Genomic DNA, 24,238 nt, shown 5'->3' on the forward strand with positions numbered 1-24,238 from the left:
AGTCGCTGCGCTCGCATTGACGCAGTATGAGGCGGCAGCGCCACTTTTCCAGCTCGCATTTTGAATTGCAGACATAGCTTCGCACTCTCGCGGCGCATTTCGCCCGTATCTTTGCCTGGTCACCTCCCCCTCTTATCCAAGGGCACAGGGAAGCCTGCGATCATAATCCTAAGCCGGCGTCTCGGCCTGTGCAGCGATTGCCTCATGGGAACTCCTGAAGTCGCTTTGATCTATCTCAATTCTCTGACTTGAGCGGGCATCAGCTTGAGGGAGTCGCGTCCATCGCTTCGCCGCGCCGGCCGGGCGCTTGGGCGCTTCCAGGGAGCTCGATATGATCAAGTCGCTCGGAATTGCCACGTCCGCCTTCTTCTTCGCAGTATCGGCTCAGGCGATGACACCTGCCCCGATTTCACAGCCCGAAAGCCTGATTACGGAAGTCGCTGCTGCCTGCGGCGTCGGTAGGACACGTATCAACGGCGTGTGCGTGGCACGGACCACCGTCCGGCATACCCGTCGGGCGGTTCGCAGATGTGTGAGAGGGACGACGTGCTGATTGGTTGTCCTCAAGGACAATACGCAGATTGGTGCGTCGCGATTAGAGTTCTGGAGTACCGACCCCAACGGTACATCGACGCCCCCACCGGCCTCAGTCTTTCCAGACTGAGGCCGTCTTGCGCCTGAAAGGTTGGACGGACCTGGTCACCTTGTGGGATTTATCGACGCGGGGAACAACTCCAACTGCAACGCTGATGCCGGCACGCCAACAATCAGCCTTCGAGAGCCGGTCATCGTCAACTGACGAAGCCGACGCTGCAGGTGAATAGCGCAAACACAAAAAGCAAATGTTTACGCAATTTACCACTCGACCATCAACGCGATGGTCTTCATTTTCTGGTCTGATAATTGCCTTGCGCACCTTGTTTGGTCGGATGCTCGGAGTGGTCCTGTCGTAGTGGAGGTGGCGGCATGTCCGAAATGGTCGAAGTGCTCGCCGGAACGAGTTTATTTCTACTCGCCTTCTCGCTGCTGATATTCGACATCCCCCGCTACACCTTATCGTTGGTGTCTCTTGCTCTGTTCAGCTCGAAGCGGCGAAGCGCCAGTGGGACGGTTTGCCAAGCGAGGGTAAGCGTGATTATCCCGACGTTCAACGGCGGCTCCGGGCTTGCTCCTTCGATCAGTTCGCTGCGCCGGCAAACCCTCCGACCTGTCGAAATCATCGTCGTCGACGACGGCTCCACCGACGAAACACGTGCGGTCGCGGAGCGGGCGAGAGCGCAGGGGCAGGTTGACATGGTCATCTGCCATGGGACGCGCTGCGGCCGCAGCGCCGCCATCAACGCTGCAGCACGGTTTGCCCGCGGCGATCTTCTCTTGACCGTAGATGCCGACACTGTCTTCGAACCGAACGCGGTTGAGCGCCTCGCGGCTGCGTTCAGCGATCCGCTCGTCGCCGGCGCAAGTTGCTGCATCGCGATCAGCAACGAGCGCGACTCGATATGGACAGGACTCAAAGCGTCGAATACCTGATGTCGATCACCGCGGGGCGGTCGATCCTAGACGTGGTGGATGCGATCGCGTGTCTGTCCGGCGCCTGTTCCATGTATCGCCGGGATATTTTCGCGCAGCAGGGCGGGCTCGACGTCGGCCCGGGAGAGGATATGGAATACACCTTGCGGCTCCGCAGGCTCGGCTATGTCATTCGCTTCGTGTCCGACGCCTGGGCGGAAACAGCCGCCCCCGCAAGCGGCATAAGTCTGCTGCGCCAGCGCGCGCGCTGGGATCGCGATGCTCTGCGCATCCGTTTCATGATGTATGGCGAGCTGAGTTTTCGCCACCCGCTAGAGCGTTTACCGGACACAATCCAACGGCTGGACTTCATCGTCTTCGATCTCGTTCCGACGCTCAGCCTGCCATTCTACTTGGCCTACATTGTGCTGTTGTTCGGCTCGGATGCCGTGTTGTTTCTTTCGGCGATATACGTGCTGCTGCTCTGGATCTCGGTCTTCAATATGGCACTTGTGTTCGCCCTATTCCATCGATCCGTCGGAACCTTCGGCTGGAAGATGGCGCTGATCTTTCCGCTTTACCAAGGCGTCTATCTGAAGTGCGCGCGGTTCTTTTCCTACTCTTCGGAAATCATCTTTGCCTCGTCGCGGAACGATGATTTCGTGCCGCCGCGCGTTCGCCGTGCACTATTCGGCGATCGGACGAAGGAAGTGGCCAAATGACCATCACGCTAACACGACTCGATCCCCATATCCCCGACCCCATCGAGAGCCGTCGGCGCGCGGCGGGACGGGCTGTCCGCGCCGCCTATGCGACAATCGTATTCGGCATACTCGCATTCTTTGTCGTCTATTTCGGGAGGCCAATTCTCTATCTCGGCGGGCCGGGCAGCGTGTCCTCACCAAGATATTTGATTTCACTGCCTTACATCGTGCAGATCAACAGCATCACCGTGCTGAGAGGTGCATCGGTCAAGGCCGGCGAAGAAATCGGAAGGGTTCGGTCTCCGCAGCACGATGAAATTGTCGCCACCTATATGCGCTCGCTCGCGGACATCGCCGGCCGCAGAGCGGAACTGCGTGTCAAGGCCCGGGTTGCGCGCGAATCTCTCGACGCGGCGCGCTCACATCTGCGGCTTGCTGAGGAAGCCGTCGAACTTATCGCAAACTCATCAGCCGCGAGCCTGAATTACCGTATAGACATGTCCCGGGAGCGCGCCTTGGCGAACAAAGCCGTGGTCTCGCAGGAGGCGGAAGCCGCCGAAGCCAGCACTCAATTGGCCGCTCTCGACGAATTCAGCCGGCAACTCGGTGATCGCCTCGAAAAGGTTGAAAGCAGCTTTGCAGATGGGAGAGTCTTCGCGCCCATAGCTGGCATAGTCGCGAACAATCCTGCGCGCGCCGGCCAATCGCTGGTGGCGGGCACTCCGATTGCAGAAATTCTCGACCCCACTGATGTCTTCGTCGACTGGTACGTTCCTAACGAACGTCTGTCCGATCCAAAAGTCGGCAACGAAGTGTTTGTCCTGTTCGGCAACCGGCGAATTCTGGGCGAGATCATTGAAATCCTGCCGGTGTCAGATGTGTACCCGGGACCGGGCTCGTCAGTGGCGCGCGAGCGTACCGCCTCGCAAATCGCGCGAATTAGGTTCAGCCCAGGCGCGCATCTCCCGGCGCTGAACTCGGCCGTCGACGTCCACATGCACTATACGCAACTCAGCGCGCGGATCGCTTCCGTGCTGGTGGGACTATTCGGGCTCGACGAGCTGTGAGAGGGAGCGAGGTGCAGCATGCAGATCGAAGGGACTCAAACGAATTGCCCGGCTTGCGGCTCATCCGCTCTGATCTCGTTTCCGGTATTCCACCACATGATCTGCGCCTACGTTGGTCCGGAGTATGACTTCGCACCAAGCATCGCGGGATATACGTGCCCGAAGTGCTGCCGCGACATTGTGTCGGCTGACCCAGCATGCGAGATCCTGGGCACTAGCGCGCGGTGCACAAGGTGTTGGGTTGAGATGGTGGTGTCCCCAGCGTGTGCTCCGGCTGGCTTGTAAGGACTAGCGGCGATCTCGGGCTTGTCCGTCGCCAGACGCAAAGTTGGACGTACGGTCATTCTATGCGCTGAGCAGCAAGTCCGGATGGAGCGCAGCGGCGTAATCCGGGAAGGTGCCGAATGCCGGGCGAGCGGCCCCGGATTACGCTTCGCTTCCGCCTTCGCTCTTAGAGCTACGGCGGACAAGCCATCCGGGCTACATGATGACCTGCTATCCGCCGAAATCCCGTGGGCTGAACGGCAGGTCCATCACCTTCCATTCCCCGTATTTGTCGGCCGGCAGCATCTTGTAGGGCTGGCAGGCCTGAAGCGCGCTCATGGCCGACTTCACAAGCGCCACGCCCTTCGCGGACGGCGGGGCTTCGATCAGGATCGGCTCGCGCGCCAGCGTGCCGTCGGTGGCGAGCACCGTGCGCAGCTTGATGTTGACGTTGTCGGTCGGCGCGACCCCCGCCGGCAGCTTGGCGCAGCTTCGCAAGTGACGGCGCAGCTCGGCGATGATTTCGGCCGGCAGCTTGGCCGCGATTGAATCCTTGGCATCGCCGCCATCGTCCTTGGGGGCGTCCTTCGGCAGCTCCGTCGGCAATTCCGGCGGCAGGCCCAGCATGACACCGTACTTGACGGTGACGTCGGGCTCCGGCGCCTGATAGGACGGGGGCGGCGCGGCCTCTGGCTGCGGCATCGCTTGCGGCCGGAGTTGCGGCGCCGGGGGCTGCGGCGTCGGGGGCTGCGGCATGGCCTGAGGCGGCGGCGACTGCGATGGCTGAGGCTGTGGCTGTTGAGGCTGCGGTTGCGTCTGCGTGTTTGCCTCGCGCTGCTGCTGAGGCGTCTGTGAAGGCTGTGGCTGCGGCTGTTTTTGCTGCGGCTGTTCGGGCGAGGCCTGCTGCTTCGAGGACGGTGCTGCGGCCTGCTGCTTCGCCTCGGGCTTCGGCGCGGCGGCCGCCTTGTCCTTGTCGGTGAAATCCAGCTTCGGCAGTTTCAGGTCAGGGGTCGGCTCCGGCGGCTTCGCCTTGAGTTTTTCCTCGGCCTTCTCCTCGGCCTTGGCCTCCTCCTGCTTCACCTGCTCCGGCGTCACGATGCTGACGGAAACCGATTCGGGCGGGCTGGCGTGAAACGGATGGACTTCGCTGATCACGATGATCAGCGCGACCAGCGTCAGATGGGCGATTGCCGACGCTGCAATGTCCGTCCGTATGATCTTCCGCAGTTCCATCGCCTGACTTCAGGTTGCCAAGCTGGTCCTAGCATACGGTAGCCCCCTCTCAATCCCATTTTGGCGCGAAGCCGAAATCGGTCAGGCGGCCCTTGGGACTGGCCAGCGCGGCGATTTGGGCCATCTCGTCGTCCGAAAGCTCGAAATCGAAGATCTCGATGTTTTCCGACAGGCGTTCGACGCGCGAGGTGCGCGGGATCGCAGCGACATTCTGTTGCAGCAGCCAGCGCAGGCAGATCTGCGCCGGCGTCTTGTGATGCAGACGCCCGATCTCGGCGAGCGTCTGGTCGCTCTTGATCCGCCCCCTGGCGATCGGGCTGTAGGCGACCAGGGCGAGCCCGTGCTGATCGCAGGCCGTCCTCACCTTCGCCTGGTCGAGATAAGGGTGGTATTCGACCTGGTTGCAGGCCAGCGGCTCCGGCGACAACGCCACCGCCTGTTCGATCAGCGCGACGGTGAAATTGGAGACGCCGATGTGGCGGGTCAGGCCCATGCGCCTGGCATGCGACAGTGCGCCCAACGTCTCCTCCAGCGGCACGTGCGAATTGGGCCAGTGCAGCAGCAAGAGATCGACGGAGGGAAGCCGCATGCGCACCAGACTCTCCTTGACCGAGCGTTCGAGATCGTGGGGCGCGAAATGATTGGTCCAGACCTTCGTCGTCAGGAAGACGTCGTCGCGGCGCACGCCGGAGGCGCGCAGGCCGTCGCCGACCTCGCGCTCATTGTCGTAGACCTGTGCGGTATCGATGTGGCGATAGCCGAGCCGCAGTGCCTGCTCGACCACACGCGCGCACATGCGCCCGCTCAGCTCCCAGGTTCCCAGCCCGATCGCCGGTATCCTTGCGCCATTGGTCTCGACGAACAGCATGAGGAATTCTCTCTGTCGCGGTCGCCCCAAATCATCATCCAGGCGCCATTATGAACCCGGCTGGCGACACTGCCAACGGGCGACGTCGGCGGCCGAGCCGGATCTTCGGCGCAATGCTAACGGGAGGTTCGCGCCAAGCCCTGACTCAAGCTATGACGTCAGGCTTTGAGCTCAGGCTTTGGCGAGCGCCTGGAACACGGTGTCGGGCGCATGCGCGATCACGGCGAGCAGCGCGCGGGCGGGTCCCCGCGGGGCCCGCTTGCCCTGCTCCCAGTTGCGGATGGTCTCGACGGGAACGCCGAGCTTGGCCGCGAACTCCATCTGCGTCAGGCAGGCGCGGCGCCGCAAATCGCGCACGGCGAGCGAGCTGGCTTCGGCCGGCGCTGCGTTGGGTACCGGCTGGATTGGAAATGGCTGGACCGGAAACTCCTGCCCGTCCCGCAACTCGACAATCCGTCCGTCCGCCTTCAGCCGCACACGCATGCTCATTCCCCCAAGCAAGGCGATGATGCGGCAGGCCGCTTAAGTTCGAATTAAAGATGATGGCCAGTAGCCCGGATGGAGCGCAGCGCAATCCGGGGCGTCTCTGGAGCCGACCCGGCGGCCCGGATGACGCTTCGCTCCATCCAGGCTACGGATTTCAATAGCTCCTACCTGAGCCCGAACCACAAGGTCGCAATTCCCAGGAAGGAGAAGAAGCCGACGACGTCGGTGACCGTTGTCACGAACGTGCCTGACGCCACCGCCGGATCGGCTCGCACACGTTCGAGTGCCATCGGGATCAGGATGCCGCCGAGCGCGCCGGCGAAGAGGTTCACGATGATGGCGAGCCCGATGACGATGCCGAGGCCCGGGATCCTGAACCAGGCCACCGCGGCAACGCCCGTGATCACGGCAAAGGCGAGACCGTTGACGAGGCCGACCAGGCCCTCGCGCACCACGACGCGCCATGCATTGGAGGAGCCGAGCTCGCGCGTCGCCAGCGCCCGCACCGCGACCGTCATGGTCTGGGTCGCGGCATTGCCGCCCTGGCTTGCGACGATCGGCGCCAGCACGGCAAGCGCCACCATCTTCTCGAGCTGGCCCTCGAACAGGCCAAGCACGGAGGACGCCAGAAAGGCGGTGGCGAGATTGACCAGCAGCCAGTTGAACCGCGCGCGTGCAATGGTGAACACCGTGTCGGACAGCTCTTCGTCGCTGTTGACGCCGCCGAGCGCCTTGAGGTCCTCGTCCGCCTCTTCCTCGATGACGTCGACAACGTCGTCGACGGTGATCACGCCGACGAGGCGGTCCTGGGTGTCGAGCACCGGGGCCGCGACGAGATTGTACTTGCCGAACATGCGCGCCACCTCCTCCTGGTCCTCCAGGACGGAGACGCGGCGGCGATCCTCGTCGGTCAGCTCGGCAAGCGCCACCGGGCGGCGGGCACGCAGCAGCACGTCGAGCGAGACCGCGCCCTGCCAGTGCTGCTCCTTGTCGACGACGTAGATCTCGTAGAAGCGGTCGGGCAGATCCGGCGTCTCGCGCATGTAGTCGATCGCCTGTCCCACGGTGAAATCCTGGGGCACGGCAATGAACTCGGTCTGCATCCGGCGGCCGGCGGAGTTTTCCGGATAAAGCAGGCTGCGCTCGAGCACGACGCGCTCCTTGAGCGGCAGCTTCTCGAGAATCTCCTCCTGATCGGCCTGATCGAGCGTTTCCAGCAGCTCGACCGCGTCATCGGATTCGAGCTCGCGCACACCTTCCGCGACCGTCTGCGGCGGCAGTTCCTCGAGGATCTCCTCGCGCACGCCCTCGTCGAGCTCGTTCAGCGCGGAGAAGTCGAAATCGCGCCCTGTCAGCTCGACCAGGCGGACCCGATCGTCTGGCTCGAGAGCCCCGATGAGATCGCCGAGATCGGCCTCGTGCAGCTCAGCAACGCAGGCGCGCAGCGCGGCGCTGTCGCCGGCCTCGATCGCATGGGCAATTTCCGCGACGAATTCGTGACGAATTTCGCCGTCTTCATTGCGCATCGGCACGTGGTCGAGTACCGATTCCGCGGCAGACGCGGCACCGTCCAGATGTTCATCCATGGCGCGCCTCGCCGTCCGACAGGTTGGAACGAGTGGTCTGAGCTGTTGGTTCAGGCAATACCCACAAGGCAACTCCGAGCGCAATGACAAAGATGCTTCGACTGAGGCGGACCTCGATGGCGGCCGGCGCAGCCCTCGCGGCCCTCACCGGCATCGCCTCGACTGAAGCCGCCGAGTGCCCGCGCAAGGACGCGCTCGGCACCTCCCGCATTCTGAGCGTCGACGCCAAGACCACGCCGCGCGTGGGCCTGAAGAGCTTTCCGCAGACGTTGGCCCTCGCCGATCACGAGGTCGTGCTGACCTTCGACGACGGACCGCATCCGCCGACGACCTCGAAGGTATTGGCGGCGCTGGCGCAGGAATGCGTGCGCGCGACTTTTTTCCTGATCGGCCTGCACGCCTCGGAACACCCCGACATGGTCAAGCGCATCGCCCACGAGGGCCACAGCATCGGCCACCACACCTTCTCGCATCCGTTCATGGCGCGGATCCCGCTCGACAAGGCGAAGAGCGAGATCGACCGCGGCATTGCCGCCGACGAGATGGCGCTGCACGGCACGCCGACGACGACACCCTCGACGCCGTTCTTCCGGTTTCCCTATTTCGAGGCCACCCAAGCCGAGCTCGACCTGCTGCAGTCCCGCGGCATCGTCGTGTTTGGGGCTGACCTGTGGGCCAGCGACTGGAACGAGATGACGCCGGAGCAGGAATTGAAGCTCGTCACCGAGCGGCTCGCCGCCGCCGGCAAGGGGATCATCCTGTTCCACGATCCCAAAGCGCGCACGGCCGCGATCATGCCGGCCTTCCTGCGGTATCTGAGGGAGAACGGCTATCGGGTGGTGCACGTCGTGCCGGCGGGCACATCGCAGAAGAGTGCCGACGCGCATTGATGCCGGAATGTCACGCCGGCGCAAAATGGGGTGATTTGGGCCCTATTAACAGTCTGTTCATGCTACGCCATGCAAGTATTGAGGGGACTTGCAACGGCAAAGGCTCTTGCGCCTGAACCGTTTGCTGATGTCTCCGACCTACTATGGCGGCAATCGCTTAAGAGGCAGACGGGGTTCATGATCGGAAGTAGCGTTGTTGCTCGGACGCGATCGTGGATCGTCCTTTGCTTTGGCGGATTCCTCGGCGGATTTTTGGGTGTCCTGACCATCGGCTCGCCGGCCATTGCGGCCGACTGCCCCGGCCATCCGGACGCACTCGGGACCTCCCGCACGCTCGTGGTCGATCCGCACGAGCATCCCCGCATCGGCACCATGCAGTACCGCGAGACGCTGCCGCTGAAGGACCATGAAGTCGTCCTGACCTTCGACGACGGTCCGTTGCCGAAATATTCCAACCAGGTGCTGCAGATCCTCGCCGACGAGTGCATCAAGGCGACCTTCTTCATCATTGGCGAACAGGCCAAGGCGAACCCGGAAGGCGTGCGCAAGCTGGTCGCAGCGGGCCATACCGTCGGCACGCACAGCATGAACCATCCGCTCACAATGGACCGGATGCCGCTCGACAAGGCCGAGGCGCAGATCAATGGCGGCATCGAGTGGACATCGGCCGCAATGACCGATCCGTCCAAGCTCGCGCCGTTCTTCCGCATTCCCGGCCTGATGCGCGCCGACGGCGTCGAGAACGTGCTGATCTCGCGCGGGATCCAGGTCTGGAGCGCCGATTTCCCGGCCGACGACTGGCGCCATGTGTCGTCCGATCGCGTCTATCAGCTCGCAATCCAGCGGCTTGAGGCCAAGGGCAAGGGGATCCTGCTGCTGCACGACATCCAGGCCCGCACAGTGGCGGCGCTGCCGAAGATCATCCGCGACCTCAAGGCGCGCGGCTATCGCATCGTGCATGTGGTGCCCGCGACCCCCGAGCAGCCGGCGACGCCGACAACGCCGGTCGAATGGCTGCTGCATCCGCCGACCGAGACCACACCGATCGCGCGCTGGCCGGCCGTGCCGAACTTCGTGTTCGCGCAGACCAAGATGCTTCCGGCGCCCTCGCTGGCCGACCTCAACGCACAGGCCGCGCACCAACCGCTGCTGCCGCACAAGACCATGGCGCTCGCCAATGTCGCGGCCACCCTGCCCGTGCCTGGCCGCGATCTCTTTGCGATCCCGGAAGGCTCGGTCGAGGTGCTGCTGTCGACGACCTTGTCGCGGCGCGCCGCGACGCGCCTGGCGATGGCAGCCGAGACGCCCCGCGCGGCCAAGAGCAAAGCGGGCAAGTCGCGCGCTCCCCGCACCGCGCACGCTGTTCATGGCACACCGAAGCATGCCGCAGAGGCCGAGGGCGCTGCCCCCAAGAGCACTGCGCCCAAGAGCGCCGCGCCGCGCCCGACCCGTGTGGCGAGCCTGAAGAAGCGCGCGCAGTAGTGCTTACTGTCGCATGATGTTGGCGACGCAGAGCAAGACGATCAGCGCCAGGAAGAACAGGTCCATATAGGACTTGACCTCGCCGTCGCGCCGCAGCCGGGCGACGTCAACCACGACCTGCCTGCGCGCGTTCGTTCCGCCCGCGCCGTCATTGATCGGCCCTTGCAGCCGCTTGGTCTCAGCCTCCAGCCGCTCGATCTTCTGGTAGAAGTAGAACGCCCGCAGCGTCGAAGCTGCGCGCATGCCGGTATAGACCAGCACCAGGATCGCGATGATCGCCCGGTTCTGGTACTTCTCCATGAAATTCAGGCTGAAATAGACCATCGCCATGAATGCGAAGTTGGTCACGAAGCGATAGACGAAGCTTAAAAAGACCATGCGGGCTCAAGCCTTGGAGGGTGGCGCAACCGGACCGTGTTGCAAATGCGGGGATCAGGAGCCCAGACCGGAACAGCCGGCCTGAATGCCATGCAGGCCCGTCTACGCCAACTTTGTTTCAACAAAGATACTATTGCCCCTGCAATGCCGCCTTTTAGCCACGGCCGGCCATAATGCAAGCCGGAGCAAGGCCGCCGGTGCCTTCCGCGCGCCTGTTGGCTGCAACGGCTCCTTGGAGATTTGGCGGAAGTCCCGATAGACTGGGGCCGCCACATGTGGGGTCTGCCGATGCCGAAGAAGGGAATCACCGGCCACGACGACTGGGTTCTGACCGAGGCGCTGGCGACTGCCTTAGTCGCGCTGGAACAGCTCGACACCAAGCACCAGCCGAGCGCGCATATGGACGACATCCGCAAGATGCTCTCGAACGGCAAGGAGCCGGCGGCGGTGAGCCTGCATCTCGCCCAGGCCAAATGCCGGCTGTTTCCCGACCTCGATCCGCTGGAGATCTACCGGGAATACGGCATCGGCGAAGAGTATGGCTGAGAGCGCCGTTGACCGGCCGGACCTAAGGTCCGCCGGCGACAGATCCGGCGATCACCATGACCAGCGCGGCCAAGTCGATCTTGCCGTTGACGATCAGCTCCTCCGAGGCTTTCGCGTCGTCCGCGCGTTCGACCTTCAGCGATTGCGGCCGGTTCGCCGCCTGCCGCTTCAGCTCCTCGACGATGGCTTCCGTGAGTTTCTCTTCCAGCATGGGCTTGTCCTCAGGCCGCCATCGCACGGCAGGATTGTGCGCAGGAGCGGCACATGGCGACGCACTCCTCCATGCCGCCGACCCGCTCGCAATCCTCGGCGCATTCGCTGCAGATTTCGGCGCATTCGCCGCATGTGTGCCGGTGATGCGGCGTGTTGATCAGCATGAAATGCGCCGCCGTCCGGCACATTTCGGCGCACGCCATCATCAGGCGGAAATGCTTGGGCTCGACGTGCTTACCGCCGGTTTCGAGGCAATGGTTCATCGCAGTGCCGAGGCAGGTCTGATAGCAGCTCATGCAGAGCGCGATGCAGCGCGTCATGTCTTCGGATTGAGCCATCCGGTGTCTCCAATGCTCGCCCCCTGCACCGATCAACCAGTGGAACGTTGTGATCGTTCCTGCCGTCCTGCCGATTGTGGCTTAGGGGGAACCTCGCAAGACTAGCCGTAACGCCTTGCGCGCACCGCCCGGTAGCGAGCATCGGTCTGAGGCTTGATGAACAGCGCCGCCACGCTTGGATGGCGTTTGCGTATCTCGGCCTCGATCGAAACGACGCATCGCTCGATGTCGTCGGCGCGCTTGTCATCCGCAAATTCGATGCTGAGGGCCGCAACGACCTCGACCGGCGACAGTTGCACCGTCAGAAGACCGTTGGCCCTGAGAACGCCGGGCGAACGTCTTGCGATGTCGAGGACCGATCGCGCAAGCTCCGGATCGGCAGGCTCGCCGATCAGCAGGCTCTTGCTCTCGCGCGCGAGACCGATCGACACGATCGCCAGCAATATCCCGATCAGGATCGAGCCGATCCCATCCCAGACCGGCTGGCGCAGCCATACGGCCGCCGCGGTGGCCGCAGCGGCGATAGCGATGCCGACCAGCGCCGCGCTGTCCTCGAGCAGCACCATGAATGCCGGAGGATCCTTGCTGCGAACGAAGGCCTGATAATATCCGAACCGCTGGCCGTCCGAACTGAAGCGCCGCAGGGCAACCAGCCAGGAGCCGCCTTCAAACAGGAACGACAGCCCGAGCACCACGAAGCTGACGATCGGACTTTCGATCGGCTCGGGTGCGGCGACATGCAGAATGCCCTGATACAGCGAGACACCGGCGCCCAGGGCGAAGATCAGCAGCGCAACGATGAAGCTCCAGAAATACAGCTCGCGCCCATAGCCGAGCGGATGGGATTCGTCGGGCGAACGGCTCGCGCGCCGGTAGCCGTAGAGCAGCAGGATCTCGTTGGTCGTGTCGACGAGCGAATGCACCGCTTCGCTCGTCATGGCCGAACTTCCCGTCCAGGCGGCGGCGCCGATCTTCGTGACCGCGACCAGGACATTGCCGAAGAGTGCCGCATAGACCGCGGTCTTCGAGGATGATTCTGTTGCCAATGTCCGATACCCCGTTCCTCATGCCAGCCGCCGCGGCAGGCTGTGGTGGATGGTGCAGGCGGCGAGCGCGGCGTGGCCGAACGCGACCGAGATCTGGTGCAGGTCGGTGACGACGTCGCCGATCCCGTAGAGCCCATCGACCGAGCTGCGCTGATGGTCGTCGACTTTCAGGTAACCCTCCCCGGTATGTTCGGCCCCCAGCTTCATCGCAAGATGCGAGCGCACCTCCGCACCCATCACCGGGTAGACCATCTCGAATTGCGCCGTCCGGCCGTCGGCGAAGACGGCTTCGACTCCGTGGTCTCTCCGCCTCAGGCGCAGGCCGGGGGCGACGACGATCTCGACACCCGCGTCATTCAGCTCCGGTGCGGCGGCCTTCCCGTCATCCTCGCCCGTTGCCAGCAACGTTACGTCGCGCGAGTAGCCGCGCATGAAGAGCGCCTTGCCGGCGGCGCGGTGAAGCGGACCGACGATGCCGATGCGACGGCCGATCGCCTCGTAGGCGTCGCAAACGGGGCAGTAGCGCAACAGCCCGTCCGCGACCGCCGCGCGCCATTCGTCGAACGGCGGATGGACGTCGACGATGCCGCTGGCAAGGATGACGGTGGCGGCCGTATGCGCGCCGCCGTTCCAGATCGCCTGAAAACCGTGATCGTGTCGTCGCAAGCCGGTGACCTCGGCATCAACGCGCGTGACCGCGAGCTCGCCGAGTTGCGCGGACATGCGCGCGAGCAGGTCGGTGCCGGACAGGCCGTGGACGAAGCCCGGCACATTGTGACTGCGCGGGATCAGCGCCGCCCGGCTCGCGCCTGCGTCCACAACACAGACGCGGCGCCGAAATCGCGCGAGGTAGATCGCAGCCATCAGCCCGGCGGGGCCGCCGCCGACGATCAGGCAATCATACGGCTGATCATTCGCCGTCATTTTGGGTTTGGATCGGACAGGCCCGCACCGGGCTCGCGAAGCTGTCCACTCCGCGCCAGGCGGACCGCATTGCCGAGTGCGCGCGCGACGTTCTGCACCTCTGTCTGGAATGCCCTGTCGTCGTCGAGGTCGCAATGCGAGGTGGCGTATGGCTCCATGTAGCCGACATAGCCATCGAGCTCGGCGAAGCGGCCCGCCGAGATCAGCTGCATGTCGGTCAGCCAATCCGACAAGGCCCGGCGCACACCCTCGGCACCGACCGCATCGCCGTGAACGACGAGGCCGAAATGACGGCCGGCGAGATGGCGCGGATAGGACCAGCCCTTCAGCTCCAGCGCCTTGGCTTCGTCCGCCTTCTTGCCGTGAGTCGAGGTTGGATCGGGATTGCCGCCGTCGGCGCAGACCATGCGATCCATCATCGCCTTCAGTCCGGCGGGGACATGATACCAGTTCACCGGCGTCACGATCAGGATGCCGTGGGCCGCGACCCAGAGCGGATAGATATCGTTCATCCAGTCGTCGGTCTGGCCCAGCGAATAGTTCGGATAGCAGCTGCACGGCCAGTGGCAGAGCGGCATCGCGGTTCCGACGCAGGATTTACAGGGATGGATCGTCTTGCCGAACTCCGAAGCCAGGCGCGACAGATCGAGGATGTCGACGGCAAAGCCAAGCTCGGCAAAGACCGGCTCGGCGAGCTCGACCAGACGCCAGGTCTTGGACATCTCGCCGGGACAGGTGTGCTCGCTGCGGGCCGAGCCGTTGATGATCAGGATGCGCGGCGTCTCGTCCGCATCGTCATGGCGTCGCTGCGCCGCCAGGATCTTCGCGCGCGCATCAAGCCAGTCGACGGCGATGTCGTAACCGGGATCGGCGAATCCCGCGCCCGCCTTTCGCGTCAGCGGGGCCTTGCGTGAACCGCTGTAGGCATCCCAGGCCGCGCCGACGATCGCGTCGAGCTCGCGCTGGAGCGGCGCAAAGGCGGGATCGACGAACCGGCTCCGGTAGCGGCGCTCGAAGGCCTCGCGCGAGAGCTTGACGGGCGGCATCCCCTTGCGAATGTCGGCTTCCGTCATGCTGGCTCCTCGCGAGGTCGGTACAGTCGACCAACCCGGGGCGCAGCGCGCGGTTCCTCGTCGCTCTCCTCTCGTCGCTCTACTGGCGAACAACTTCCAGCGGCACATCGAATTGCGCGATGCGCTGGTCCAGCCGCCACAGTTCGATGCGGTGCACCAGCACGAGCGAGGCGGCCTCGCGCTTGGCCTGCTCATCATTGTCGCAGACCAGGTTGATGCATCCAAACACATGCCCGTCTGGATCGATCTGGAAAGCGCGGTAGTGCTTGATGCTCCGCATCATCATCATCCTCGTCTCGGGTAGACGGGTTCGCTCAACCAGTCCGTCAGGTTCGAGGTCACTTCGTTCTGCATGGCGCGCCGAAGCAGCATGTCGCGCTCCTTGCCGGGCGGCAGGCTGCGCGCGCGCTCGCGGGCGGTTTCGGCGAATGCCGCTAATCGCTCCTGGAGCGATTGGGTTTGTTTCCTGCGGTTGCGTTTGGCGGTCATTGTACTTTCACAAAACCCTTTGGATGGAAGGAAATTGGCCCCGGCGGGAGGTCGGCGCCGGGGCCGGAGTTTCGTGCCGGTTGGGGCGGCCCAGACCGGCAGTGTTCGGAGCTTCGGCCGCAACCGCAGGTTCCTGCATTTCAGTAAGTTAACGGTGCGTGATTTTGCGGTGCGAAGGACAGCGGCCGAGCAGCGCCGGACGCGCGCAGCGGGGCGCCATCCGGGCGCGTGCTGCACGTTCACTTCGTCGGCTCCTATTCCGGCGGCACAAGGTGTTGGGCGGGCTGCTCTTCGCGATCGTCGCGAAGAGCCTTGAGCTCGGCACGCAACATCGCACTTTCCATCACCACGCGGCGCACCTCGCGCTTCGCATTTTCAAGCTGATCCGCGACCGCTCTGTGCTGCGCCCGAAGGACGCGGCTTGCTTCGATCGCGCGCTCAGCGCGGGAAAGGAGGACGTCGTTCATGGAGCGAGAGTATAAAAGCTTCGCGACGAAGGCGCCTTTACGTAAGTTACGTAAGTTGCTCAAAACCAGCCGTCCGCTCAAAAACAGCCGCGAACACTAACCTGGATCAAGTACCTCGGAACACCCGATCGGATACGGGACCAACGACCGTTCCCAGGCGAGAAAGCGCTTAGGCCCGTCGATAGAGTTGCAGATAGCTCGGCGAGAACAGCGCCGCGTCCTTGAGCGCATCGAGATCGGTGATGGTCAGCGTGCGATCGCGCAGCACGATCAAGCCGGAGGCACGCAACTCCTGAACCGTGCGGTTGAGATGGACCACCGACAGGCCGGTGGCGTCCGCAAGATCCATTTGCGTCACCGGCATCACGCAGGAATTGCCCTCGACCATGCCGACAGGACGCAGCCGCTCGATGATTTCGCAGAACAGATGGGCCACGCGTTCAAAGGCCACCCGGCGGCCGAGGTTGATGGCCCATTCGCGCTGGATCGCGTTGTTGACGAGCGTCTCGCACCAGAACGCTTCCGCGAGCCCACGGTCGCCCGCCACCAGACTCTCGAACCGCGCGCGCTTGATTTCGGTGTAGACGACCGGCGTCATCGCCGCGATGGAATGATCCATCACCGACAGCAGGAACGCGTGCGCGTCGCAACTCTCGCCGGGAAAGAGAAAATTGACGATCTGGCGCCGACCATCCTCGAGCGTCTTGTAGCGGCAGAGCCAGCCCGACAGCACCAGGCGCACGCTGTCGACCGGATCGCCCTCCGAGATCAGATCCTCGCCCGCCCCTGCGCGCTGGATTCCCTCGAGCATTGCGTATTCAAGCGAGGTGCGGGCCTCGGCCGACAACGATCTCAGCACGTTCAGCCGGCGAATGACCGGATCCAGCAGGCTGCGATCTAGCGTCGACAAGGGCATCAGTTGGCTACCGCCGGTGTATGAAACGCGCGCTTGCTGAGGGGAATGGCGATCGTGCATTCCAGTCCCCTCGGATTGAATGCCATCGTGGTCTGCCCCTTGAACTCGAACGCGAGTGTGCGCTCCAGGAGCTCGGTCCCAAATCCCTTGTGCGGCGGCGGCGCAACCGGCGGCCCACCGCGCTCCCGCCACTCGAATACCAGCTCCGCCGGCTCGGTGCCCTGCTCAATGCGCCAGGAAATCTCGATGCGACCCGTCGGCCGGCTCAGGGCGCCATATTTCAGCGCGTTGGTCGCGAGCTCGTGAATGGCAAGCGCGAAGGTTTCCGCGGCCTTGGAGTGAAAACGCACCGTGGGCCCGCTGACACGCACCTGCTCGCCTTCTCTCGCATTATAGGCCAGCAGCTCCTCGACCGCGAGGTATTCGAGATCAACGCCGCCCTCGGGGTCGCGGGTCACCAGCGCCTGGGTACGGGCGAATGCGTTCAGCCGGCCGTCGAGGTGGGAAGCAAACTCCTCGACCGTCGAGCTCGTATCGGCCGTGCGACGCGCGATCGAGCGCACCACGCCGAGCGTGTTGCGGACGCGGTGCTGGAGCTCGGCCAGCAGCAGGCGCTGCCGCTCCTCGGCGCGGGTAATGGCGGTGATGTCGACGAAAGTGATGACGACCCCGGCGATGAAATTGTCGATACTGCGATAGGGCAGGATGCGCACGATGTAGCGCGTGCCGCCGTCGGGGTCCCTCAGCTCGCGCTCGGCGATGGCGAGCGTGCGCAGCACGCCCCGAATGTCGTCATAGAGCTCCTCGATCGGGATGCGCGCCTTGATATGCGCGATGGGACGGCCCGTGTCGGTTTCGACGAGATGCAGAATTTGCGTGATCGCCGGCGTGAAGTTCATCACCCGCAAATCGTTGTCGAGGAACACGGTCGCAATCTGGGTGCTCTCCAGGAAATTCTCGAGGTCGCTGGTGGCGCGCGTCAATTCCTGGACGCGGTGGGCCAGCTCGCCGTTCACGGTGGTCAGCTCCTCGTTGACCGACTGCAGTTCCTCGCGCGAGGTTTCGAGCTCTTCGTTTGCGGACTGAAGCTCTTCGTTGAGCGACTGGTATTCCTCGTTCGAGGACTTCAGCTCCTCGTTGGTGCTTTCGAGTTCTTCGATGGTCGCCTGAAGGCGCTCCCGCGTCGCCCGCAGCTCGCCTTCGATACGCTCCACATGCTCGGTCTGCACCAGCGCATTGGGCTGGCCCTCTTCGGGATCAATGGCGCGGACCGGGCCTTCCTTGAACAGGACGACGAAATTGCGGTGGCCACTGCCGCCATCCTGAATCGGCTCCACCGTGATGTCGACGAGAATGCGATGGCCGTTGGCGCCGAGTTGCACCTGCACGACATGGGCGGCCTCGTTGGTCTCCGTCGCGCGACTGAGCACCGCGCGCAGTTCCAGGCGGAGATCGCGGTGGACGAGTTGGAGCAGGTCTAGCGTAGCGACCCCTGCCGTCGGTTCGATGAAGCGGCCGGTGCGCCCGGAAAAATGCAGGACCTGAAAATTGCCGTCGATGATGACATAGGCCGGCGAGTAGCGTTCCGCGACCCGCTGCGCGCGGCGCTCCAGCCCGACGTCGGGGCGGAACGAGCGCGCCGGCACCACCTCGAGGGTTGCCCTCCCCGCAGCGGTCGTGATTGGAAATTCCGGCGGCAGCCGCGTTCCGGTCTCGAGCTTCTTGAAGATGCGGGCGCGGCGGTCGATCGGCACGAACAATTTTGGATGCCGCGTCACGTTCTCGGAATTGCCGAGGAACAGGTAGCGATCCGGCAGAAGTGCGAAATGGAATAGCGGGATCACCCGGTTCTGCAGTTCGGCATTGAGATAGATCAGCAGGTTGCGGCAGGAGACGAGATCGAGCTTGGAGAACGGTGCGTCCTTGATCACGTTATGCTGCGAGAAGATGCACATTTCGCGCAGCTCCTTGACCACGCAATAGGTGTCACCTTCGCGCACGAACCAGCGCGCCAGCCGCTCGCTGGTCATGTCCGCCTCGATCTTGGTGCGGTAGCGTCCGACGCGAGCGGTCGCCAGCGCCCGCCCGTCGATATCGGTAGCGAAGATCTGAACCTGCGGCGCGGAGTCCATTTTTGCCATGTGCTCGCGCAGGAGGATACCGATCGAATAGGCCTCCTCTCCAGTGGCGCAGCCGAGCACCCAGACGCGAACCTGCTGGCCCGCGGTCTTGCCTTCGAAGATCTTCGGGACGATCTGGCTCTCCAGCACCTCGAATTCGCGCTTGTCGCGGAAGAATTCGGTGACGCCGATCAAGAGATCGTTGAAGAGGTGCTGCACCTCGTCCTGGTCGTTGCGCAGGAAATCGACATAGGCGGAAATATCGGCGATCTGAACCACCTGCATGCGTCGCTGCACGCGGCGCAGAAAGGTATTCTGCTTGTAGCCGTGGAAATCATTGCCGGTCTTGCTGCGCAGGACGTCGGCAATGCGCGACAGCGAGGTCGCCGCAGCGGCCAAGACCTCGTCGAACCCCTGCTTCTCTTCCAGCCGCCGCAGATGACGGGCATAGACCTGGATGTGCTCGGCGATGTCTTCGGCGGTCAGCACGTAGTCGGCGATCGCGGCCGGCGTATCGGCGTCCTTCAGATGATCCGCCTCGTCGCTCGCGCCTTTTTCGGCGATCGCGAGACCACCGTGATCCTTCAGCGTCGCAGTACCCAGCGTGCCATCGCCGCCGATGCCTGACAGGATCACACCGATCGATTGCTCGGCGCGTTCTTCAGCCAGCGACACCAGGAAGCTGTCGATGGTGGCCCGCTCACCCGGCGCCTGCTCGGCCTCTCGGACTGCGAAGCGCCCGCCACGGATGGTGGTGATCATCGCCGGCGGGCATAGGTAGATCGTGCCGCCCTCGATGGTCTGGCCGTCGCTGATGTCGGCGACCTTGCCGCCGCTGGAATTCTGCACGATCCGGCGCAGCCGGGGTTCATCGAGCGCCTCATGATGTTGAAGCGCCAGCACGACGGCCTGGTCGGCCCCAAGGGTCAACTTGCCAAAGAAGCGTTCGATGCTGCCCAGAGCGGTCGGCGGGGCACCCACCCCGATGATCAGCGGGGAGTTGATCTGGCGCTCTCTTTCGACCGACTGGTCGCCGACTTCATGCATGGTCTTCGGTGGCTCTCATTCAGTGCCGGGACCGGATGCCCGCTCGCCGCAATAGCAGAATTGACGTTATCTCAACAGGTGAAAGGCGGAAATGTCACGCTGCGTTCCATACAGCGAGCGTCGTTGTCAATTCCCGACCACGGGCCCATAGTTGCGTGCGGCAGGAGTCCTATGATGCAAACGTCCGACGAACTCGCGGCCCTGATCAGGCGGGCCGAGGATGCCACCGCGACCGCCCGCCGGCTGCTCCGCGAGAACGATCGTTTGCGCCGCAACGCCGAGCGGCAACTCGACTTCATGTATGAGCTCGGTGCAGATTTCGGGCAGCCTGCCGCCCTGATCACTCCGGACCGACTTGCTGCCGAAGATAGGCAATCCGCTGCTCGATCAGGACACGATGGCGCAGCCATTCGGTCAGGGTCTGCTTCAGGGCCTCCGCCAACCGCTCCGCCAGGGCCGCCTCATGGCTGCCGGCACTGAGTGCACGAATCCGATCCTCCTGGTCTCGGATGCGCTGCCAACCCTCATCGATATCACGATCGGCCTTGATCAGATGGCGGCGCTCGGTATCGAGCTGCTCGGTCCATTCGGCGAGGGAAATGTTCATGGCGACCCTCAAGCCTCCCGGTTGCGAACCGGAGGATCGAGCGACTTTAGCACAACCCGCCGGATCATGTCGGCATATTCGCGATATTCGGCAGCCCGCGCCTGGTACATCTCGGCAACCGCGGGCCGGCCACTGCGCCGGCCGTCGGCGGCCATGCGCTGCACTAGCTCCGCCCGCTCCTCGATGATACGCAGCGCGACCCGCAGGGCTTCATCCACTTGCCCTTCCTGCTCCTTGGCGAGGATGTCGGCGGTGTAGGCGTGACCGACCTGGCAACGGAAGCGCATCGGGTGCGCTTCCTTAATCTCGGACAGCACCCCCCCGCATGCCGGACAGGTCAGCGCAACCGGATCAGCCACCGAGATGAGCTTGTCACTGCCGATCCGCTCGCCGGCCGCGATCTCGACCTCGAGCCGGATCTCCGGCGGGATCGGCAGCGCGGCGCCGGCAACTTCCCTGGTGAGATCGGACAGGACATCACCCATTCCGGCGCCTGGGACGCAAAGATCGATGATGGAGGCCTCCAGGGCGCTCCTTGGCATCTCATCGGCGATGGCGTCCGAGGGGTCCTGAACCACGGATATCCCGCCGCAACGCTTGATCGCGTTGAGACCGGCCGCACCGTCGGACAACAGGCCGCTGAGCAGCACGCCGATCACGCGCGGGCCGTAATTGATGGCGGCCGAGCGAAACAAGGCGTCGATGGCCGGCCGCACCATGTTCTCGCGCGGACCCCGCCCGAGGAACACGCGATCCTCTGACAGCAGCAGATGATGGTCGGGTGCGGCCAGATAAACCTGGCCCGGCTCGATCTTCATGCCGTTTTCGGCCTGCCGGACCGGGAGCGGGCCGGCGCTGCTGGCGACCGTCGAGAGAATGCCGATGCCTTGCGCCGGGATGTGCAGCACGATGAACACCGCCGCGGGCAGATCCGGCGGCAGGCGGCCCAGGATCTGCTTCAGCGGTGCGGTCGCGCCGGCCGAGCCACCTATGACGATGATGTCGCGGTTGCTCATGGAACCCACTTTCGGTTGTAACGTTTGTACCAAGGCGGGTCACCGCCCTATGTTCCTACGGACCGGAAAGGAAGGCATGGGAGGCGTCATGGTGATATCGCCCACGTCGTCAGATCCGCTGCCGCCGCTCAGCGGGCGGCGGATCTTCGTTGTCGAGGACGAATATTTTCTCGCCGATGACATTGGCAAGGCATGTCGCGCGCTCGGCGCAGACGTGGCGGGCCCCGTCGGCGATCTCGCGGACGCACTCAGGATCCTGCACGACGGCAGCATCCTGGATGCCGCCGTGCTCGACGTGAACATCCGCAGCGAGATGATCTTTCCTGTCGCGCGCGAACTGAAGGCACGGAACATACCGTTCCTCTTCACGACCGGATACGACAAGGTCACGATCAGTCCGGAATTCCACGACGTGTTGATCCTGGAGAAACCGATCGATCTGCCGGCGATGGCCCACAGGCTGGCCGCACTGATCGCCGACCCGCAGCGGTGAGCCGAACGGCGATCAGAACAGATGCGCGAAAGCGAGCCAAGCGGTCACCGCCAGGCACAGGAGCACCGCAGCATAGGGCAACGCGATCCGCAAATCAGCAGCCCTCCCCGCCATTAGCCCATCATCATCCAGACGATCGCCGCCATCATCACCAGAAAACCCGTGATTGCCGTTGCGATAAAGGCCTGTTCGACGCGATCCATCGGCATCACAGCCCCCTTCTCCAGCCCAACCAATCTGGCGGACTGGGAAGCCAGGCGCATTAGGCTATGTGAATCGGATTCCTCCTTTGTCGATCCGCGGGAGCGGCGGGGCCCTCAGCCTAGATTGCGACGGCATCGTTCTACGACTTCGCCGTGCCCGGCTCCGCCATCTTGCGATGCTGCTTGGCCAACATCTCGTTGGGCGTGACGTTGGCGATTGTGGTCTGGATCTTGTTCTTCATTCCGGTCACGACGTCGGACTCGCCGCGCAACATGGCGTCGAAGCCGGCCTTCGCGACGTCGTAGGCGCTGTCCTTCGGCTCGGTGCCGACCTTCGTGTCCATCATGTCGGCGCGGCGAAAGAACTCGGTTTCCGTGGCGCCCGGCATCAGGCAGGTGACGGTGACGCCGCTGTCGCGCAGCTCCTCGCGGAGCGCGAACGAGAATGAATCGAGGAATGCCTTGCTGGCGTTGTAGACCGCCTGGAAGCTGCCCGGCGTGAATCCAGCGATCGAGCCCGTGATCAGGATACGGCCCGAATTGCGGCGAAGCATCTCGTTGCCGGCGCGATGGATCAGATACAGCGTGCCGGTGATGTTGGTGTCGACAAGGTGCTTGATCCTGGCAAAATCCTGGTCAAGGAAGGCCTTACCGAGGCCGACGCCGGCATTGGCCAGCAGCGCGTCGATCGGCCGGTCGCCGACCGCGGCGCAGAGCTTGTCGACGCCTTCGGTGGTGGCGAGATCGGCCTCGACCGCCTCGACGCTGGTGCCGAGCCTGCGGAGATCCACGGCTACCCTCTCGATCTCGGGCTCATCGGCAGCGATGACAAGGTTGAAGCCTCCTTGGGCACAACATCTGGCGAGTTCCAGGCCGATGCCGGTGGAGGCGCCGGTAACGACTGCAAGTTGGTTCGCGGCCATGAGCGTATCCTTCGCTAGTCCTTGAGTGGGATTGATGACGCTCCAATCACCGCGGTGGCCGCTCGTTCCTATCGGGGACGCACTCTGGTGCGGCGCAAAGATTCTGCACCGTGCGATAGCAACCATCGTCCGCTGTTCGACTTGGATGCCTCGTAGCTCGCGGGAGGACAGAGATGAAGGCGCTGGTTTGGCACGGCAAGGAAGACATTCGCTGCGACACCGTCACCGATCCCGAGATTCAGGATCCGCGCGACGCGATCATTAAAGTCACGAGCTGTGCCATCTGCGGTTCGGACCTGCACCTCTTTCACAACTACATACCGGGCATGCTGCCCGGCGACATCATGGGCCACGAGACCATGGGCGAAGTGGTCGAGGTCGGCTCGGGGGTTGATGGCAAGCTGAAGAAGGGCGACCGCATCGTCGTGCCCTTCACGATCATTTGCGGCGAATGCGACCAGTGCAAGCGCGGCAATTTCTCCGTCTGCGAGACCACCAACCGCAAGCGCCATCTCGCTGAAAAGGTGTTCGGTCATTCCGGCGCTGGCCTGTTCGGCTATACGCATCTGACCGGCGGCTATCCCGGCGGCCAAGCCGAATATCTGCGCGTGCCCTTTGCCGACGCCACCCACATCAAGGTGCCCGCCGGAATTCCCGACGAGCAATTGCTGTTCCTCAGCGACATCTTCCCGACCGGCTGGCAGGCCGCCGTGCAATGCGACATCGAGCCGACCGATACGGTCGCGATCTGGGGCTGCGGTCCGGTGGGGCAGATGGCGATCCGCAGCGCCATCCTGCTCGGCGCCAACCAGGTTATCGCGATCGACTGCCTGCCTGAACGGCTCAGCATGGCCGAAGCCGGCGGCGCGACCACCATCAATTTCGAGAACGAAAGCGTCCTGGAGCGGCTCGAGGAGCTCACGGACGGCAGAGGCCCCGAGAAATGCATCGATTGCGTCGGGATGGAGTCGCATGTGATGGCCTCCCTGCCCGACACGCTGCTCGACCGCGCCAAGCAGATGGTGATGGTGGAGAGCGACCGGCCGCATGTGCTGCGCGAGATGATCTATGTCTGCCGTCCCGGCGGCATCCTTTCGGTGGCGGGCGTGTACAGCGGATTCTCCGACATGCTTCCGATGGGCGCCTTCATGAACAAGGGCCTGACGATGCGCACCGGCCAGACCCACGTCAACCGTTGGACCGACGACCTGCTCCATCGCATCGAGGAAGGCCAGATCGATCCGTCCTTCGTCATCACCCACACCGTCCCGCTCAGCCAAGGCCCCGATATGTATCAGGTGTTTCGCGACAAGCGCGACTCCTGCGTCAAGGTCGTGCTGAAGCCCTGAG

At 63.8% G+C, this 24,238-nt stretch carries 26 protein-coding genes; 8 read left to right on the forward strand and 18 right to left on the reverse strand.

What is annotated here, in order from left to right:
* The first annotated feature begins 966 nt into the window (after positions 1-966).
* The 3 genes from IVB45_RS38815 to IVB45_RS21800 are packed head-to-tail and all read left to right on the forward strand — an operon-like array spanning position 967 to position 3,280.
* The gene (locus IVB45_RS38815) at positions 967-1,530 is read left to right on the forward strand and encodes a glycosyltransferase family 2 protein (protein WP_253075389.1); all 564 of its coding nucleotides are present in this window, start codon (positions 967-969) and stop codon (positions 1,528-1,530) included.
* Entirely contained in the window at positions 1,530-2,231 is a 702-nt protein-coding gene (locus IVB45_RS38820; RefSeq protein ID WP_253075390.1) for a glycosyltransferase family 2 protein, read from the forward strand. Before IVB45_RS38815 ends, IVB45_RS38820 begins: the two co-directional genes overlap by 1 nt.
* Entirely contained in the window at positions 2,228-3,280 is a 1,053-nt protein-coding gene (locus IVB45_RS21800; protein WP_027567366.1) for an HlyD family efflux transporter periplasmic adaptor subunit, read from the forward strand. Before IVB45_RS38820 ends, IVB45_RS21800 begins: the two co-directional genes overlap by 4 nt.
* 495 nt (positions 3,281-3,775) lie before the next feature.
* Here the strand turns inward: IVB45_RS21800 and IVB45_RS21805 are convergent, their stop codons facing one another.
* The 4 genes from IVB45_RS21805 to mgtE all read right to left on the reverse strand — a co-directional run bounded on the left by IVB45_RS21805 (position 3,776) and on the right by mgtE (position 7,717).
* On the reverse strand, positions 3,776-4,777 hold the full coding sequence (locus IVB45_RS21805; protein ID WP_247361705.1) for a hypothetical protein: 1,002 nt from the start codon (positions 4,775-4,777) through the stop codon (positions 3,776-3,778).
* Between the two features lie 49 nt (positions 4,778-4,826).
* Positions 4,827-5,645, reverse strand: coding sequence for an aldo/keto reductase (locus IVB45_RS21810; protein WP_247361707.1), 819 nt, complete (start codon positions 5,643-5,645; stop codon positions 4,827-4,829).
* Positions 5,646-5,816: 171 nt separating this feature from the next.
* Positions 5,817-6,134: a helix-turn-helix domain-containing protein gene (locus tag IVB45_RS21815; RefSeq protein ID WP_027567369.1), complete on the reverse strand. Its 318-nt coding sequence runs from the start codon at positions 6,132-6,134 to the stop codon at positions 5,817-5,819.
* Between the two features lie 161 nt (positions 6,135-6,295).
* Positions 6,296-7,717, reverse strand: a complete 1,422-nt coding sequence (gene mgtE / locus IVB45_RS21820) for a magnesium transporter (RefSeq protein WP_027567370.1) — start codon at positions 7,715-7,717, stop codon at positions 6,296-6,298.
* Between the two features lie 116 nt (positions 7,718-7,833).
* Between mgtE and IVB45_RS21825 the strand changes: the two genes are divergently transcribed.
* Positions 7,834-8,607, forward strand: a complete 774-nt coding sequence (locus IVB45_RS21825; protein WP_247362757.1) for a polysaccharide deacetylase family protein — start codon at positions 7,834-7,836, stop codon at positions 8,605-8,607.
* A gap of 177 nt (positions 8,608-8,784) precedes the next feature.
* Positions 8,785-10,089 carry a polysaccharide deacetylase family protein gene (locus IVB45_RS21830; protein ID WP_247361709.1) on the forward strand — a complete coding sequence of 435 codons (1,305 nt, stop codon included), beginning with the start codon at positions 8,785-8,787 and terminating at the stop codon, positions 10,087-10,089.
* A 3-nt stretch (positions 10,090-10,092) separates the two neighbouring features.
* Here the strand turns inward: IVB45_RS21830 and IVB45_RS21835 are convergent, their stop codons facing one another.
* The gene (locus IVB45_RS21835; protein WP_027567373.1) at positions 10,093-10,467 is read right to left on the reverse strand and encodes a hypothetical protein; all 375 of its coding nucleotides are present in this window, start codon (positions 10,465-10,467) and stop codon (positions 10,093-10,095) included.
* Positions 10,468-10,755: 288 nt separating this feature from the next.
* On the opposite strand from IVB45_RS21835, the gene IVB45_RS21840 reads away from it, so the two are divergent.
* Positions 10,756-11,013 carry a hypothetical protein gene (locus IVB45_RS21840; protein WP_007603214.1) on the forward strand — a complete coding sequence of 86 codons (258 nt, stop codon included), beginning with the start codon at positions 10,756-10,758 and terminating at the stop codon, positions 11,011-11,013.
* Positions 11,014-11,035: 22 nt separating this feature from the next.
* Here the strand turns inward: IVB45_RS21840 and IVB45_RS21845 are convergent, their stop codons facing one another.
* The 12 genes from IVB45_RS21845 to IVB45_RS21900 all read right to left on the reverse strand — a co-directional run bounded on the left by IVB45_RS21845 (position 11,036) and on the right by IVB45_RS21900 (position 21,269).
* Entirely contained in the window at positions 11,036-11,224 is a 189-nt protein-coding gene (locus IVB45_RS21845) for a hypothetical protein (protein ID WP_247286900.1), read from the reverse strand.
* 10 nt (positions 11,225-11,234) lie between these two features.
* Entirely contained in the window at positions 11,235-11,564 is a 330-nt protein-coding gene (locus IVB45_RS21850) for a four-helix bundle copper-binding protein (RefSeq protein WP_027567375.1), read from the reverse strand.
* 101 nt (positions 11,565-11,665) lie between these two features.
* On the reverse strand, positions 11,666-12,610 hold the full coding sequence (locus IVB45_RS21855) for a cation diffusion facilitator family transporter (RefSeq protein ID WP_247361711.1): 945 nt from the start codon (positions 12,608-12,610) through the stop codon (positions 11,666-11,668).
* Between the two features lie 18 nt (positions 12,611-12,628).
* Complete coding sequence (locus IVB45_RS21860) at positions 12,629-13,534, reverse strand: NAD(P)/FAD-dependent oxidoreductase (RefSeq protein ID WP_247361714.1); 906 nt, start codon at positions 13,532-13,534, stop codon at positions 12,629-12,631.
* Positions 13,531-14,607: a flavodoxin family protein gene (locus IVB45_RS21865; protein WP_247286903.1), complete on the reverse strand. Its 1,077-nt coding sequence runs from the start codon at positions 14,605-14,607 to the stop codon at positions 13,531-13,533. Before IVB45_RS21865 ends, IVB45_RS21860 begins: the two co-directional genes overlap by 4 nt.
* Before the next feature lie 79 nt (positions 14,608-14,686).
* Positions 14,687-14,896: a hypothetical protein gene (locus tag IVB45_RS21870; RefSeq protein ID WP_247361717.1), complete on the reverse strand. Its 210-nt coding sequence runs from the start codon at positions 14,894-14,896 to the stop codon at positions 14,687-14,689.
* Positions 14,893-15,096 carry a hypothetical protein gene (locus tag IVB45_RS21875; RefSeq protein WP_247286906.1) on the reverse strand — a complete coding sequence of 68 codons (204 nt, stop codon included), beginning with the start codon at positions 15,094-15,096 and terminating at the stop codon, positions 14,893-14,895. The genes IVB45_RS21870 and IVB45_RS21875 overlap by 4 nt, the downstream gene beginning before the upstream one ends.
* A gap of 254 nt (positions 15,097-15,350) precedes the next feature.
* Positions 15,351-15,563 carry a hypothetical protein gene (locus IVB45_RS21880; RefSeq protein WP_247807524.1) on the reverse strand — a complete coding sequence of 71 codons (213 nt, stop codon included), beginning with the start codon at positions 15,561-15,563 and terminating at the stop codon, positions 15,351-15,353.
* Between the two features lie 169 nt (positions 15,564-15,732).
* Positions 15,733-16,479, reverse strand: coding sequence for a Crp/Fnr family transcriptional regulator (locus IVB45_RS21885; RefSeq protein ID WP_247361720.1), 747 nt, complete (start codon positions 16,477-16,479; stop codon positions 15,733-15,735).
* Complete coding sequence (locus IVB45_RS21890; RefSeq protein ID WP_247361723.1) at positions 16,479-19,646, reverse strand: CheR family methyltransferase; 3,168 nt, start codon at positions 19,644-19,646, stop codon at positions 16,479-16,481. The genes IVB45_RS21885 and IVB45_RS21890 overlap by 1 nt, the downstream gene beginning before the upstream one ends.
* Before the next feature lie 340 nt (positions 19,647-19,986).
* Positions 19,987-20,253 (reverse strand): hypothetical protein, encoded by a 267-nt coding sequence (locus IVB45_RS21895; protein WP_247286912.1) that lies wholly within the window; start codon positions 20,251-20,253, stop codon positions 19,987-19,989.
* Between the two features lie 8 nt (positions 20,254-20,261).
* Positions 20,262-21,269: a chemotaxis protein CheB gene (locus IVB45_RS21900; RefSeq protein WP_247286913.1), complete on the reverse strand. Its 1,008-nt coding sequence runs from the start codon at positions 21,267-21,269 to the stop codon at positions 20,262-20,264.
* A gap of 88 nt (positions 21,270-21,357) precedes the next feature.
* On the opposite strand from IVB45_RS21900, the gene IVB45_RS21905 reads away from it, so the two are divergent.
* Positions 21,358-21,762 (forward strand): response regulator, encoded by a 405-nt coding sequence (locus tag IVB45_RS21905; RefSeq protein WP_247362761.1) that lies wholly within the window; start codon positions 21,358-21,360, stop codon positions 21,760-21,762.
* A gap of 343 nt (positions 21,763-22,105) precedes the next feature.
* Here the strand turns inward: IVB45_RS21905 and IVB45_RS21910 are convergent, their stop codons facing one another.
* Positions 22,106-22,888 (reverse strand): SDR family NAD(P)-dependent oxidoreductase, encoded by a 783-nt coding sequence (locus IVB45_RS21910; RefSeq protein ID WP_247361726.1) that lies wholly within the window; start codon positions 22,886-22,888, stop codon positions 22,106-22,108.
* A 173-nt stretch (positions 22,889-23,061) separates the two neighbouring features.
* Here IVB45_RS21910 and IVB45_RS21915 point away from each other — a divergent pair, with 173 nt between their 5' ends.
* Entirely contained in the window at positions 23,062-24,237 is a 1,176-nt protein-coding gene (locus tag IVB45_RS21915; protein WP_247361728.1) for a zinc-dependent alcohol dehydrogenase, read from the forward strand.
* The last annotated feature ends 1 nt before the right edge of the window (position 24,238 follow it).

This window comes from Bradyrhizobium sp. 4, assembly GCF_023100905.1.
Taxonomy (GTDB): Bacteria; Pseudomonadota; Alphaproteobacteria; order Rhizobiales; family Xanthobacteraceae; genus Bradyrhizobium.

Bases quoted from the DNA above. Each gene is read 5' to 3' on its own strand.
- IVB45_RS38815 (WP_253075389.1), top strand. From the start codon at position 967: ATGTCCGAAATGGTCGAAGTGCTCGCCGGAACGAGTTTATTTCTACTC.
- IVB45_RS38820 (WP_253075390.1), top strand. From the start codon at position 1,530: ATGTCGATCACCGCGGGGCGGTCGATCCTAGACGTGGTGGATGCGATC.
- IVB45_RS21800 (WP_027567366.1), top strand. From the start codon at position 2,228: ATGACCATCACGCTAACACGACTCGATCCCCATATCCCCGACCCCATC.
- IVB45_RS21805 (WP_247361705.1), bottom strand. From the start codon at position 4,777: ATGGAACTGCGGAAGATCATACGGACGGACATTGCAGCGTCGGCAATC.
- IVB45_RS21810 (WP_247361707.1), bottom strand. From the start codon at position 5,645: ATGCTGTTCGTCGAGACCAATGGCGCAAGGATACCGGCGATCGGGCTG.
- IVB45_RS21815 (WP_027567369.1), bottom strand. From the start codon at position 6,134: ATGAGCATGCGTGTGCGGCTGAAGGCGGACGGACGGATTGTCGAGTTG.
- mgtE (WP_027567370.1), bottom strand. From the start codon at position 7,717: ATGGATGAACATCTGGACGGTGCCGCGTCTGCCGCGGAATCGGTACTC.
- IVB45_RS21825 (WP_247362757.1), top strand. From the start codon at position 7,834: ATGGCGGCCGGCGCAGCCCTCGCGGCCCTCACCGGCATCGCCTCGACT.
- IVB45_RS21830 (WP_247361709.1), top strand. From the start codon at position 8,785: ATGATCGGAAGTAGCGTTGTTGCTCGGACGCGATCGTGGATCGTCCTT.
- IVB45_RS21835 (WP_027567373.1), bottom strand. From the start codon at position 10,467: ATGGTCTTTTTAAGCTTCGTCTATCGCTTCGTGACCAACTTCGCATTC.
- IVB45_RS21840 (WP_007603214.1), top strand. From the start codon at position 10,756: ATGCCGAAGAAGGGAATCACCGGCCACGACGACTGGGTTCTGACCGAG.
- IVB45_RS21845 (WP_247286900.1), bottom strand. From the start codon at position 11,224: ATGCTGGAAGAGAAACTCACGGAAGCCATCGTCGAGGAGCTGAAGCGG.
- IVB45_RS21850 (WP_027567375.1), bottom strand. From the start codon at position 11,564: ATGGCTCAATCCGAAGACATGACGCGCTGCATCGCGCTCTGCATGAGC.
- IVB45_RS21860 (WP_247361714.1), bottom strand. From the start codon at position 13,534: ATGACGGCGAATGATCAGCCGTATGATTGCCTGATCGTCGGCGGCGGC.
- IVB45_RS21865 (WP_247286903.1), bottom strand. From the start codon at position 14,607: ATGACGGAAGCCGACATTCGCAAGGGGATGCCGCCCGTCAAGCTCTCG.
- IVB45_RS21870 (WP_247361717.1), bottom strand. From the start codon at position 14,896: ATGATGATGATGCGGAGCATCAAGCACTACCGCGCTTTCCAGATCGAT.
- IVB45_RS21875 (WP_247286906.1), bottom strand. From the start codon at position 15,096: ATGACCGCCAAACGCAACCGCAGGAAACAAACCCAATCGCTCCAGGAG.
- IVB45_RS21880 (WP_247807524.1), bottom strand. From the start codon at position 15,563: ATGAACGACGTCCTCCTTTCCCGCGCTGAGCGCGCGATCGAAGCAAGC.
- IVB45_RS21885 (WP_247361720.1), bottom strand. From the start codon at position 16,479: ATGCCCTTGTCGACGCTAGATCGCAGCCTGCTGGATCCGGTCATTCGC.
- IVB45_RS21890 (WP_247361723.1), bottom strand. From the start codon at position 19,646: ATGCATGAAGTCGGCGACCAGTCGGTCGAAAGAGAGCGCCAGATCAAC.
- IVB45_RS21895 (WP_247286912.1), bottom strand. From the start codon at position 20,253: ATGAACATTTCCCTCGCCGAATGGACCGAGCAGCTCGATACCGAGCGC.
- IVB45_RS21900 (WP_247286913.1), bottom strand. From the start codon at position 21,269: ATGAGCAACCGCGACATCATCGTCATAGGTGGCTCGGCCGGCGCGACC.
- IVB45_RS21905 (WP_247362761.1), top strand. From the start codon at position 21,358: ATGGTGATATCGCCCACGTCGTCAGATCCGCTGCCGCCGCTCAGCGGG.
- IVB45_RS21910 (WP_247361726.1), bottom strand. From the start codon at position 22,888: ATGGCCGCGAACCAACTTGCAGTCGTTACCGGCGCCTCCACCGGCATC.
- IVB45_RS21915 (WP_247361728.1), top strand. From the start codon at position 23,062: ATGAAGGCGCTGGTTTGGCACGGCAAGGAAGACATTCGCTGCGACACC.